Origin of the sequence: Amycolatopsis solani, assembly GCF_033441515.1 — a bacterium.
Taxonomy (GTDB): Bacteria; Actinomycetota; Actinomycetes; order Mycobacteriales; family Pseudonocardiaceae; genus Amycolatopsis; species Amycolatopsis solani.
On the sequence record NZ_JAWQJT010000002.1, the window covers coordinates 549,565 to 562,462 of the forward strand.

Consider the following 12,898-nt stretch of genomic DNA (forward strand, 5'->3'; position numbering starts at 1 on the left):
GCGGTAGGTGTGGGGCCTCGATCAGGGGATGAAGAGCGGCCGACGCTGGAGGACGTCGCGGCGTTCGCCGGCGTGTCGCGGTCGACGGCGTCGCGGGCGCTGAACGACGACGCCTACGTCAGCGCGGCGGCGCGCGAGAAGGTCCAGGCCGCGGCCCGTGACCTGGGCTATTCCCCGAACCAGGCGGCCCGCTCGCTGGTCACCCGCCGCACCGGCGCGATCGCCGTGGTGCTCTCCGAGCCGGAAGCCCGGCTCCTCGACGACCCGTACCGGACGTCGGTCATGCGCGCCGGTTATCGCGAGCTCGCCGACATCGGCCGCCAGATGGTGCTCATCTTCAGCGACACGCGCGAGGACCTCGGCAAGACCGTCCGGTTCCTCGAGGGCGGCCACGTCGACGGCGCGCTGGTGTTCGCGCCGCACCGCGCCGACCCGCTCCCCAAGGCCCTGCGCCTGCTGCGCATCCCGGTGGTGTTCGGCGGCCAGGCAGCCGGCATCCGCCGCGGCGTCCACGTGGTCGACTTCGACAACGAAGGCGGCGCCCGCCTGGCGGTGGAACACCTGGTGGCGGCCGGTCGCCGTCGGATCGGGACGATCGCCGGCCCCCAGGACCAGAGCGCCTCGATCGACCGCCTCGCCGGCTGGCGCAAGACCCTCCTCGACGCCGGCCTCGACCCGGCCGACCTGGCCGAAGAGGCCGACTTCACGCTGTCCGGCGGCGCTTCGGCGATGTCGGCCCTGCTCGCCCGCCACCCGGACCTCGACGCGGTGTTCGTCGCGAGCGACATGATGGCGGTGGGCGCACTGCGCACCCTGGACGCAGCCGGCCGCCGCATCCCGGCCGACGTCGCGGTGGTCAGCTTCGACGACAACGCAACCCTGGCCCCGGCGATGGACCCGCCGCTGACGTCGGTGCACCAGGACCCGCGCGAGCAGGTCCACGCGATGGTCGAGACGCTGCTGCAGCTGCTCGACGACCAGAGCTTGAAGCCGCGGCAGCAGGTCTTGCCGGTCTCGTTGGCGGTGCGCGCCTCGAGCTGAGGGCCGCTCTGACGCTCCCGGCTCCCTGGCCCTCGCTCCGGGCACCTCGCACCGGTCACGGGGCCGCGGCGAAGGTCGCGAATGACTCATTCGGGACCGCGGAGGTCCCGAATGAGTCATTCGCGACCTGGGGCCGCTCGCCTGGGGGCCGCTCGACCTGGGCCGCCGGGTCTGGGGTCGCCCGACCTGGGTGGAGCCGCCCGCGGGGCTCGGCGCGGCTCAAGAGCCCGCCGCGCGGCCGCGACCTGGGCCGCTTGACCTGGGGCCGCCCGATCTGCGAGCGCCCGACCTGTGCGGACCCGTCCGTCCACCCGGCGTGGCCCCGGAAGCACCCCAAGCGGCCGTTCGGCCGCACCCCAACCCCACCCATCCCGCACCCGCCGCCCAACGTGCGGTCTCAGCGGACGCCACCCTTCCGGCCGAGATGTACGCCTTCGGCGCTAAACGCCGTTTCCTCACCGCTCCAAGTAACCGCCAGGCTAAGCCAAACGAGTGAAACCCCCACTATCGGGTAGAGCTGTTCAGGAGTGTTCAGCGAGCCGCCGTTCGCCGCGCGCGCAGAAGTGACGTCCGTGGCCGACGTGTCCTTCTGACTCGATTCTTTACATCCAGGTTTCCGGCTGGCTACCGTCTGCGCCTGGAAGCGCTCCCAGATCGCTGGCTCCCTACGGACAAAGGAGTTCCGCAGCCATGCGTTCCTCTCCCCGATGGCGCCGATGGCGCCGAACGCGCCGGTCGCGTGGCCTGGCCCTGGCCACGGCCACGCTCGCGGCCGCCGCCTCGCTGGTCGCCCCACCTCCGGCGCTCGGCGCCGATGTCGCCTGTTCCGTCACCTACACCACCAACGACTGGGACACCGGGTTCACCGCCAACGTCTCGCTGCGCAACGACGGCTCGCCGCTCGACAGCTGGAAGGTCGGCTGGACCTTCCTCGACGGCCAGCGGGTCCAGCAGGGCTGGAGCGCCACCTTCGCCCAGTCCGGCGCCGCGGTCACCGCGACGAACCTCTCCTACAACGGCCACCTCGGCACCGGGGCGAGCACCAGCTTCGGCTTCAACGGCTCGAAGGGCTCCGCCAACCGGCCGCCCACCGACTTTTCCGTCAACGGCACCGCGTGCACCGGCGCCAACAAGGCGCCCACCGTCACCCTGACCTCGCCCACCGCGAGCGGCACCTACTACGCCCCCGCGACGATCCCGCTCGCCGCGACTGCCGCGGACAGTGACGGGACCGTGAGCAAGGTCGAGTTCTACGCCGGCGACACCCTGCTGGCCACCGACACGGCCGCGCCGTTCGAAGGCAGCTGGGGCAACGTCCCGGCCGGGACCTACTCGATCACGGCGAAGGCCTACGACAACAAGAACGCCTCGACCACGTCGAGCCCGGTGAGCGTGAAGGTCCTCTCCGGCCCCACGATCGTCGCCACCCCGGCGACCGCGCAGGTCAAGCAGGGCGGGACGACGACGTTCGCGGTCAGCCTCGCCGGCGCGCCCACCGGCTCGGTGACCGTCGGCGTCGCCCGGACCGCGGGCAGCACCGACCTCACCGCGAGCCCCGCGAGCCTCACCTTCACGACGGCGAACTGGAACACCCCGCAGAACGTCACCGTGACGAGTGCCGACAACGGGGGAGCGCTGGGCAGCGCGACCTTCACCGCGAGCAGCAGCGGCTACACCGCGGCCACCGTGGCGGTCAACGAAATCTCGTCGTCCACTTCGGACTACCAGCTCGCGTTCCTGACCCAGTACAACAAGATCAAGGATCCGAACAACGGCTACTTCCGCAAGTTCGGCTCCATCCTGGTGCCCTACCACTCGATCGAGACGCTGATCGTCGAGGCACCGGACCACGGCCACGAGACGACGTCGGAGGCGTTCAGCTACTACCTGTGGCTGGAAGCGTCCTACGGCCGGATCACCGGTGACTGGTCGCCGTTCAACCAGGCGTGGACGTCGATCGAGACCTACGCGATCCCGTCGGCGGCCGACCAGCCCGGCAACTCCGGCTACAACGCGAGCAAGCCGGCGACCTACGCGGCCGAGTACCCGAGCCCGAAGCAGTACCCGTCGCAGCTGCAGTCCGGCGTGTCCGTCGGCGCCGACCCGATCGCGGCGGAACTGAAGGCCGCCTACGGCTCGGCGGACGTCTACGGCATGCACTGGCTGCTCGACGTCGACAACATCTACAAGTTCGGCCACTGCGAGGACGGCACGAACACCGCGCCGGCGTTCATCAACACCTTCCAGCGCGGCTCGCAGGAATCGGTGTGGGAGACCGTCACCCAGCCCAGCTGCGACATCCTGCAGTTCGGCGGCAAGAACGGGTACCTCGACCTGTTCACCGGCGACTCGTCGTACGCGAAGCAGTGGAAGTACACCAACGCGCCCGACGCGGACGCCCGCGCCGTGCAGGTGGCCTTCCAGGCCGAGAAGTGGGCGGCGGCGCAGGGCAAGAGCGCCGACGTCTCGGCGGTCGTGAAGAAGGCGTCGAAGATGGGCGACTACCTCCGGTACTCGCTGTTCGACAAGTACTTCAAGAAGATCGGCAACTGCGTCGGCGCCTCTAGCTGCGCGGCCGGCACCGGCAAGGACAGCGAGCACTACCTCGTTTCCTGGTACTACGCCTGGGGTGGGTCGATGGACCCGTCCAGCGCGTGGGCGTGGCGCATCGGCGACGGGGCGGCCCACCAGGGCTACCAGAACCCCCTGGCCGCGTACGCGCTTTCGGCCGACCCGGGCCTGAAGGTCACCTCGGCCACCGGCGCGCAGGACTGGGCGACCAGTCTGGGCCGTCAGCTCGAGTTCCTGCAGTGGCTGCAGTCGTCCGAAGGCGGGCTCGCCGGCGGCGCGACCAACAGCTGGGACGGCCAGTACGGCACTCCGCCGTCCGGCACGCCCACGTTCTACGGGATGTTCTACGACCAGCAGCCGGTCTGGCACGACCCGCCGAGCAACCAGTGGTTCGGCTTCCAGACCTGGGGCATGGAGCGGATCGCCGAGTACTACCAGGCGACCGGCGACGCCCGGGCGAAGAAGATCCTCGACAAGTGGGTCCCGTGGGCGATCGCGAACACCACGGTCGGCTCGGGCGGCAGCTTCCAGATCCCGGCCGACCTCACCTGGAGCGGCGCGCCGGACACCTGGAACGCCACCAGTCCGGGCTCGAACACGAGCCTGCACGTCACGGTGAAGAACTACAGCAACGATGTCGGGGTCGCGGCCTCGCTGGCCAAGACGCTGCTCTACTACGCGTCCGGGTCGAGCAACGCCCAGGCCAAGACGGTCGGGGAGCAGCTGCTGACGGCGCTGTCCGCGAACACCGACACCAAGGGCATCGCGGTGCCGGAGACGCGGTCGGACTACAACCGGTTCGACGACGCCTACAACGCCACCACGGACCAGGGGCTGTACGTGCCCCCGGGCTGGACGGGCACGATGCCGAACGGCGACCCGATCTCCTCGAGCTCGACGTTCACCTCGATCCGTTCCTTCTACAAGAGCGATCCACAGTGGCCGAAGGTGCAGTCCTACTTGGACGGTGGCGCCGCGCCGACGTTCACCTACCACCGGTTCTGGGCGCAGTCGGAGATCGCCACGGCGTTCGCCGCCCACGTCGCCCTGTTCGGCTGAAAGGCACTCGATGAAGCGACTGCTCTCGTTGGTGGTCGCCGCACTGGTCGGGGGCGCCGTTCTCACGGCGTCCCCGGCCACCGCGGCCTCCGCTGCTGCATCCGGCACCGGCACCGGGTTCTGGCACGCGTCCGGCTCCCAGCTGGTCGACGCCACCGGCGCGCCGGTCCGGATGACCGGTGTCAACTGGTTCGGCGCCGAGACCGGCAACTACTCGCCGCACGGGCTGTGGAGCCGCAACTACAAGGACATGCTCGACCAGATGGCGGGCCTCGGCTACAACACGCTGCGGCTGCCGTACTCGAACCAGCTCTTCGACTCCGGCGTCAAGCCCAACAGCATCGACGCCGTCCAGAACCCGGACCTGCAAGGGCTTTCCGGCCTCCAGGTGCTCGACAAGATCATCGCGTACGCCGGTGTGAAGGGCATGCGCGTGATCCTCGACCAGCACCGGCCGGACTCCGGCGCGCAGTCCGCGCTCTGGTACACCAGCGCGTACCCCGAAAGCCGGTGGCTGTCCGACTGGACGATGCTCGCCCAGCACTACAAGGGCAACACCACGGTGATCGGCGCCGACCTGCACAACGAGCCGCACTCGATCCAGGGTGGCGGTGGCGCGTGCTGGGGTTGCGGCGACACCGCGACCGACTGGCGCTTGGCCGCCGAACGCGGCGGGAACGCCGTCCTGGAGGCCAACCCGGACTGGCTGGTCATCGTCGAGGGCGTCGACTGCGTCAGCGGCACCGGCGACCCGCAGTGCGGCTGGTGGGGTGGCAACCTTTCCGGGGCGAAGACGTTCCCGGTGCGACTGTCCAAACCGGACAAGCTGGTCTACTCGGCGCACGAGTACGCCACTTCGGTGTTCGCGCAGCCGTGGTTCTCCGACCCGTCGTTCCCGGCGAACCTGCCCGCGTTGTGGGACCACTTCTTCGGCTACCTGCAGAAGCAGAACATCGCGCCGGTGCTGCTCGGCGAATTCGGCAGCACGCTCGCCGACCCGCGCGACAAGACCTGGCTGCAGGAGCTGATGAAGTACGCCGGCACCGGGACCACCGGGATGAGCTTCACGTACTGGTCGTGGAACCCGAACTCGGGGGACACCGGCGGCATCCTCAACGACGACTGGACCACCGTCAACCAGGCCAAGCAGGCGATCCTGCAGCCGTACCTGATCCCGCCGGTGGGCTCGGGCGGCGGGACGACCGATCCGCCGCCCGCGATCTCGTGCGCCGTCACCTACCACGTCGACAACACGTGGCAGGGCGGGTTCGTCGCGTCCGTGACGCTCAAGAACACCGGCAGCTCGCCGCTCAAGAGCTGGGCGCTCGGCTGGACCGTGCCCGCGGGCACGCAGATCACCGGCGGCTGGGGCGCGACCGTCACCCAGTCCGGGCAGCAGGCGATGGCCAAGGCGCCGACGTGGGCGCCCGACCTGGCCGGCGGCGCTTCGGCGTCGATCGGCTTCCAAGCGACCGGCGCCTCGACCGGTTCCCCGACCGGCTTCGCCGTCGGTGCCACACCCTGCAGCGCCTGACCCGACAACACGAAGGAGCACACTCGATGAAGAGTGAATTCTGGTCCCCGAAGAGGAAGGTGCGGCTCGCCGCGGCTTCCTCGGTGACGGCCGCCGCGGTCGTCGCGGGGCTCTTGGTGGCCGGCGGCAGCCCGGCGACCGCCGCCACGGGCTGCAAGGTCACCTACACCGTCAACCAGTGGGACACCGGCTTCACCGCGAACCTCGCCGTGACCAACCTCGGCGACGCGGTGTCGAGCTGGGACGTCCAGTGGGACTTCGCCGGCAACCAGCAGGTGCAGCAGGGCTGGAGCGCGACGTTCAGCCAGTCCGGCAAGCACGTGAGCGCGAAGAACCCGTCGTGGGGCGGGAACCTGGGGTCGAACGCGACGGCGAGCTTCGGCTTCAACGGCTCGTACTCCGGCACCAACGCCGTTCCGACGTCGTTCTCGCTCAACGGCACGGTCTGCACCGGCAGCACCGGTGGGCCGACCACCACGCCGACGACGCCGACCACCCCGACGACACCCACCACCCCGACGACGCCCACGACCGTGACCACCACGCCGCAACCGGGGACCCACGTGGACAACCCGTACGCGGGCGCGAAGGGGTACGTGAACCCGGACTGGTCGGCCTCGGTGACCGCCGCGGCCGCGGCCAAGGGCGGCACGCTCGGCGCGCAGATGGCCAAGGTGGCGAACACGTCCACGGCCGTGTGGCTGGACCGGATCGCGGCGATCGAGGGCACGTCGAGCGCGCGCGGCCTGCGCGGGCACCTCGACGCGGCGCTGGCCCAGGTGAGCGGCGGCACGCCGGTGACGATCCAGATCGTCGTCTACGACCTGCCGAACCGCGACTGCGCGGCGCTGGCGTCCAACGGTGAGCTGCAGGCGGGCTCGGGCGGCCTGGCCCGGTACAAGAGCGAGTACATCGACCCGATCGCGTCCATCCTTTCGGACTCGAAGTACGCGCCGCTGCGGGTCGTGGCGGTCGTCGAGCCGGACTCGCTGCCCAACCTGATCACCAACACCGCGACGGCGAAGTGCGCCGAAGCGCAGTCCACCGGGGCGTACACCCAGGGCATCCAGTACGCGCTGAACAAGCTGCACGCGATCTCCAACGTCTACAACTACCTGGACATCGCGCACTCGGCGTGGCTGGGCTGGGACAGCAACTTCCAGCCGTTCGTCAACCTGGTCAAGCAGACCCTGCAGGGCACGACGGCCGGGGTGAACAGCATCGACGGCTTCATCAGCGACACGGCGAACTACACGCCGCTGACCGAGCCGAACCTGCCGGACTCGAGCCTCAACGTCGGTGGCCAGCCGCTGCGGTCGGCGACGTTCTACCAGTGGAACCCGTACTTCGCCGAGGTGCCGTTCGCCACGGCGATGTACAACGCGTTCGTGTCGGCGGGCCTGCCGAGCGGCATCGGCATGCTGATCGACACCTCCCGCAACGGCTGGGGCGGCTCGGCGCGGCCCAGCGGCGCGTCGGGGTCCACTGTGGACAGCTACGTCAACTCCGGCCGGATCGACCGGCGGCTGCACCGCGGCAACTGGTGCAACCAGAGCGGAGCCGGCCTCGGCGTGCGGCCGACGGTCGCGCCCGCGTCGCACTTCGACGCCTACGTCTGGATCAAGCCGCCGGGTGAGTCCGACGGCGCGAGCTCGCAGATCCCGAACGACGAAGGCAAGGGCTTCGACCGGATGTGCGACCCGACCTACCACGGCAGCGACCAGGCGAACGGCGGCAACCTGACGGGTGCCCTGCCGAACTCGCCGCTGTCCGGCAAGTGGTTCCAGGCCCAGTTCGAGGAACTGGTCCAGAACGCCTACCCGCCGGTGCAGTAACGATTTCCGGGCCGGGCGGTGCCGCGCAGCCGCCGCCCGGCCCGGTCTCCACTCACAGGTTTTTGCGGAAACTCAGCCGGTCCAGGCCCGGCCCGTCGTAGTCGGGCTGGACCGGCAGACCTTCGAACTCTGTCGGCCCTGGTTCGGTGACGAACCCCATCCGGGTGTGGAACGCGTGCGAACCCTTGTTCACCGGCGACGTGATCGCCCGGACCACCGAGCGCCCGTGCTCGCGGCTGTAGGCGAAGAAGCGCTCGTACAGCGCCGCCCCCAGGCCGCGCCCGCGCTCGGCGGGATCGACCCCGACGAAGTGGATGTAGCTCTCGGCCGGCCGCGACGGCGAGAGGAACCCGATCAGGAACGCGACGATCCCCTCGTCGCCGGTCACGAGGAAGCTGCTGCCGGTGAAGTGCTGGAACATGAGCTTCGGCAGGAGCAGGGCCCGTTGACGGGAGCCTTCGTCACCACCGAGCCCACCCCACCACCGATCGAGGACGGCGAGCACGGGCAGGTGGTCATCCGGCCCGGGGCGGCGGACGCGGTGGCCGAGGATCGGGTCGAGGTCGCTCATGGCGGCCACCTTGCCCGGCGGGGTGGGCGGGCGCGACCGGGTTTCGCCGCGGCCCACGGTGGTGACGGGGTCGCAGCGGCTCGCGGTGGTGGCCTGGCCGGTGGCTCGCCCGGCGGTGTTCTGGCCGCGGCTCGCGGTGGTGGTGTCGCGGCGGCACGCGGTGGTGGCCCGCCTGGCGGCAAGTCGCCCGTTGCTGGTGCTGGTGCTGGCATGGGTGGCACGGGCCGTGGCTCGACTGGCGGTGGTCTCACTGTGGCTCGCGGTGGTGGCCTAGGTGGCGGTGGTGTCGCGATGGCTCGCGGTGGCGGCCCGGGCGGTGCCTCGCCCGGCGGGGGTCTCGCCGCGGCTCGCAGTGGTGGTGTTGCGATGGCTCGCGGTGGCGGTCCGGCCGATTGCTCGCGCGGCGGTGGTCTCGCCGCTGCTCGCGGTAGTGGTGTTGCGGCGGCTCGTGACGGTGGCCGGGGCTGTGGCTCGCCGGGCACTGGTGGCCGCGCAGTTCGTCGTGCTGGCCGCGCTCGTGGTGGGGACCCGGCGCGCGGTGGTGTGGCCGCGGCTCGCGGTGGCGGCCACCTCGGCGTCGACTCACCCGGTGCCGGTGCCGCCAATGACTCATTCGCGACCTCCCAGGTCCCCAATGAGTCATTCGCGACCCCGCCCGCCCGGCCCGCCCCCGCCCCCGGCTCACTTCACGAGCTGGTGCACCCCGATCAGCACCTGCTGCCAGACCGCGGCCGGGTCGGCGCCCTGCTCCACCGACTTGAGCGCCGGCGCCACCACCGTCTCCTGGATCTTGCCGTCGCCCGGGCCCTTGTACTGCGGTTTGCCGACCTTCTGCGCCTGTGCGACGAAAACCTGCCCGCTCAGCGCGCCGCCGAAGTAGCCGTTCATCTCGCTGAGCAGGTCGGGGGAGGTGAAGGCGTCGACCTGGCTGGGGAAGTTGCCGCTCACCCGGAACGCGTGCAGCTGCTGCTCGGGCGCGGTCAGCCAGGCGGCGAGCGCGGCGGCCTCCTTCGGGTGCGCGCTCTTGGCGGGGACGGTCAGGTACGAGCCGCCCCAGTTGCCGCCGCCGTTGGGGAAGGCGTCGGTGATCGCCCACTTGCCCGCGTTGCCCAGCCCGGCCTGCTGTTCGATGACGCCCAGCATCCAGGACGGGCAGACCTTCGTCGCGAACGCGCCCTGGCGCAGGCCGTTGTTGCCGTCGTCGGCGAACGCCGTGAGCCCCGCCGACTGGCCCTGCTTCACCGCCGTGGTGACCTGGTTCCAGGCGTCGTGCAGGGCGGCGTTGGTCTCCAGCGTCGACCGGTCGTCGCGGTCCAGGTAGCCGACCGGGAGCTGGTTGACCATGGCGTTGAAGTTCTGCGCCGCGGAGTCGAACCACGCCTTGCCCTTCGAGCGCTTGACGTACCGCGCGCCCGCTTCGAAGTAGCTGTCCCAGGACGCGAACATCGTCTTCACCGAGCCCGGATCGGTGGGCAGGCCCGCGGTTTCGAGCAGGTCCTTGCGGTAGCACATGGCGAGCGGGCCGATGTCGGTGCCGTAGCCGATGAGCTTGCCGTCCTTGCTGCGGCCCGCTTCGTACTTCCACTCCAGCCACCGGCCGGGCCGGACGTCGGCGGGCCCGGCCTTCGCCAGGTCGGTGAACTTGCCCGCCTGCGCGAGCACGTCGGAGAGGTGGCCTTCCTCGACGGCCTGGATGTCCGCGAGGTCCTGGCCGCTCTGCAGCTTGGCCAGCAGGTCCTGGTGGTAGGGCCCGCCCTGCTCGGTGCGGACCTGCCGCACGGTGAGGCCGGGGTGGGTGAATTCGTAGCCGGGGATCAGGTCCTCGTAGCCGAACTGCCCGAACGTCGCCAGCGTCAGCGTGATCCGCTCGGGCGTGGCCGGCCCGCAGCCGGCGAGCACGACCATCAGGACCAGCGTGACGGCGTGGGCCAGCCGTCTTCGAATCTGCTTCATGTGCGCGCACTCCCCGTCCACGACTCACTCCCTCGTGATTGGGAGCGCTCCCGGATGGGAGTCTCGTTCCGGCTGGGGCGGGTGTCAAGGTGCGCGACGGCGGGTGTCCGGACGGACACCGGGCGAACGGAGGAGCGCGGTGAAGCGGCCGACGATCACTGACATCGCGCGGGAAGCGGGGGTGTCGAAGGGTGCGGTTTCCTACGCGCTCAACGGCCGCCCGGGCGTCTCCGAAGCGACGCGGGAGCGGATCACGGAGATCGCCCGTCGCCTCGGCTGGTCCCCGAGCAGCTCGGCGCGGGCGCTGGCCGGCGGCCGGACGGGGGCGATCGGCCTGGTCCTCGACCACGCCCCGGACGTGCTCGGCGTCGAGCCGTTCCTGGTCGCGCTGCTGGAGGGGGTCGAGCGCGAGCTGGGTCCGGTGTCGTTGCTGCTGCCCGTCCACGGCGCGGGCCCCCGCAAGGTGGACGGGCTGCTGCTGGCCGGGCCGCGGTGCGCGTTGACGGCGCCCGGCGTACCGGCGGTCCTGCTGGGCGGCCCACCCGGACCGCCGGGCGTCCCGTCGGTGTGGGTGGACGACGCGGCGGCGGCGGGCGAGGTGCTCGGCTACCTGGCCGCGCTCGGGCACCGCCGGGTGGTCCGGATCGCGGGGCCGGCGGTGTTCGCCGACCCACGGGCCCGCGCGGCCGCGTTCACCGCGGCGGCCGGCCGGCTGGGTTTCGTGGAGACGGCCACGGTCGACGCGGGCACGGCGGAAGCGGGCGCCGGGGTGGCCCACCGCCTGCTGTCGGTTCCCCGGCCACCGACGGCGCTGGTGTGCGACACGGACGTGCTGGCGGTGGCCGCACTGGTGGCGGCCCGCGAGCTGGGACTGGCGGTCCCGGGCGACGTTTCGGTGGTGTCGTGGGACGACTCGCCGCTGTGCCGGCTGGTCCGCCCGGCCCTGTCGGCGGTCCGGCGCCCGTTGGCCGAGCTGGGCGCCCTGGCGGCGGCGCTGCTGCGAGACCTGCTGGTGGGTGAGACGGCGACCGACGTGTGCGCCCCGCGGCCGACGCTGGTGACGCGGGGGAGTACCGGCCCCGTGCGGGCGTGAGTCCGAGCGCCCCAATGTGGCGTTGGTTGCGTCCAGCGCACCCAATGTGGCGTTCGGTGCGTCAGACGCACCGAACGCCACATTGGGGCGTTTGGAACTGTCCACACCAGACGGTCAGCTTCCTTGGCAGGACGGGGAAGGCTGCGCCGGGTTGCTCCCCGGCGAGTTGACCACCAGACCGAACGTCGTCTGCCCGTCCGGGGCGATCCGGCCGTTCCAGTCGGCGTTGCGGACCGTCACCGCCGACCCGGACTGACTCACCGTCCCGTTCCAGACGCTGCCGATCGTCTGGCCCGAAGGCAGCGTCCACCCGGTTTGCCAGCCGTTGTACGCGGTCGTGCCGTGGTTCATCACCGTCACCGTCGCCTGGTAGCCGCCGCTCCACGCGTTGGTGATCTCGTACATCGCCATGCACGAGCCCGGCGGCGTCGTGGTCGTGGTCGTCGGGGTTGTCGTCGGCGTCGTTGTCGGAGTGTTGCCCGGGTCCTTCACCCCGGTGACTTCGCCGTGGCCGCCGTCGAAGGTCACGTCCGAGCAGCCGTAGAACGTCTCCGCGCTGTCGGAGCGCTTCCACACCGAATAGATGATGTGCCGGCCGGTCTTGTTCGACGGCAGCGCGCCGGACCACTGGTACTGGCCCTCGACCGTGCCCACCTGGCCGGTCACCGGGGGGTGGTCGATCGTCAGGAACGGCTGATCCTCCAGGGAGTCCCAGGTCAGCGGCTGGTTCGGGTTCCAGCCGTCCTTCGTGACGTAGGTGTAGAACCAGCCCGGGTGCGCGGCCCACGCGTTGTAGGAGAAGTCGAACTTCGCGCCGGACGTCAGGTGGGTCAGGGGCCAGTTGCCGACCTGGTCGAAGCCGGCGTAGCCCGCGTTGCCGCCGGAACAGAGCTTGCCGTCCGGGATGAAGCCGCGCGTGCGCCCGGCGCCGTCGGAGCGCAGCACGGCGAACCAGTTGTACAGCGAGTTGGCGCCGCTGGTGTTCACCGCGGCCGAGCAGGCCGGGTTCTGGGGGATGATCTGCCCGGTCGAGCTGAGCCCGTCCTGCCAGCACAGGAAGGTCCGGCTGCCCGGTTTCATCATGGCGCCGTGCGCCTCGGCCGTGCCGGTGTTGAGGAGAATGGCGGTCAGGCTCGCCAGCAGCACGGTGACGGCGGCGAGGATGGTACTTCGTCTCCTGGTCACGTCTGTCCCTTCGTCGGGTAGCGTGCGTCGAAGACTGGGAGCGCTCTCAAGGTCAG

At 70.9% G+C, this 12,898-nt stretch carries 9 protein-coding genes; 6 read left to right on the top strand and 3 right to left on the bottom strand.

Annotated features, from left to right (window positions below; translation table 11 throughout):
- Positions 1-45 precede the first annotated feature (45 nt).
- From SD460_RS23255 to SD460_RS23270, 4 genes are all read left to right on the top strand, one after another.
- A complete protein-coding gene (locus SD460_RS23255) occupies positions 46-1,041 on the top strand; it encodes a LacI family DNA-binding transcriptional regulator (RefSeq protein WP_290057807.1) in 996 nt (331 codons plus the stop codon).
- 690 nt (positions 1,042-1,731) lie between these two features.
- Complete coding sequence (locus SD460_RS23260; protein WP_290057799.1) at positions 1,732-4,671, top strand: glycoside hydrolase family 48 protein; 2,940 nt, start codon at positions 1,732-1,734, stop codon at positions 4,669-4,671.
- A 10-nt stretch (positions 4,672-4,681) separates the two neighbouring features.
- Positions 4,682-6,205 (top strand): cellulase family glycosylhydrolase, encoded by a 1,524-nt coding sequence (locus SD460_RS23265; RefSeq protein WP_290057800.1) that lies wholly within the window; start codon positions 4,682-4,684, stop codon positions 6,203-6,205.
- Between the two features lie 26 nt (positions 6,206-6,231).
- Positions 6,232-8,040, top strand: coding sequence for a glycoside hydrolase family 6 protein (locus SD460_RS23270; RefSeq protein WP_318306727.1), 1,809 nt, complete (start codon positions 6,232-6,234; stop codon positions 8,038-8,040).
- 52 nt (positions 8,041-8,092) lie between these two features.
- Here the strand turns inward: SD460_RS23270 and SD460_RS23275 are convergent, their stop codons facing one another.
- The gene (locus tag SD460_RS23275) at positions 8,093-8,611 is read right to left on the bottom strand and encodes a GNAT family N-acetyltransferase (protein WP_290057803.1); all 519 of its coding nucleotides are present in this window, start codon (positions 8,609-8,611) and stop codon (positions 8,093-8,095) included.
- Here SD460_RS23275 and SD460_RS23280 point away from each other — a divergent pair.
- Positions 8,610-8,885 (top strand): hypothetical protein, encoded by a 276-nt coding sequence (locus tag SD460_RS23280; protein WP_290057805.1) that lies wholly within the window; start codon positions 8,610-8,612, stop codon positions 8,883-8,885. The two genes, SD460_RS23275 and SD460_RS23280, sit on opposite strands and share 2 nt — an antisense overlap.
- 407 nt (positions 8,886-9,292) lie before the next feature.
- On the opposite strand, the gene SD460_RS23285 is transcribed toward SD460_RS23280, so the two are convergent.
- Positions 9,293-10,564, bottom strand: coding sequence for an ABC transporter substrate-binding protein (locus tag SD460_RS23285; RefSeq protein WP_290063051.1), 1,272 nt, complete (start codon positions 10,562-10,564; stop codon positions 9,293-9,295).
- Positions 10,565-10,703: 139 nt separating this feature from the next.
- On the opposite strand from SD460_RS23285, the gene SD460_RS23290 reads away from it, so the two are divergent.
- Entirely contained in the window at positions 10,704-11,657 is a 954-nt protein-coding gene (locus SD460_RS23290) for a LacI family DNA-binding transcriptional regulator (RefSeq protein WP_318306728.1), read from the top strand.
- Between the two features lie 114 nt (positions 11,658-11,771).
- On the opposite strand, the gene SD460_RS23295 is transcribed toward SD460_RS23290, so the two are convergent.
- Positions 11,772-12,842 (bottom strand): lytic polysaccharide monooxygenase auxiliary activity family 9 protein, encoded by a 1,071-nt coding sequence (locus SD460_RS23295; RefSeq protein WP_290062785.1) that lies wholly within the window; start codon positions 12,840-12,842, stop codon positions 11,772-11,774.
- Positions 12,843-12,898: the final 56 nt, after the last annotated feature.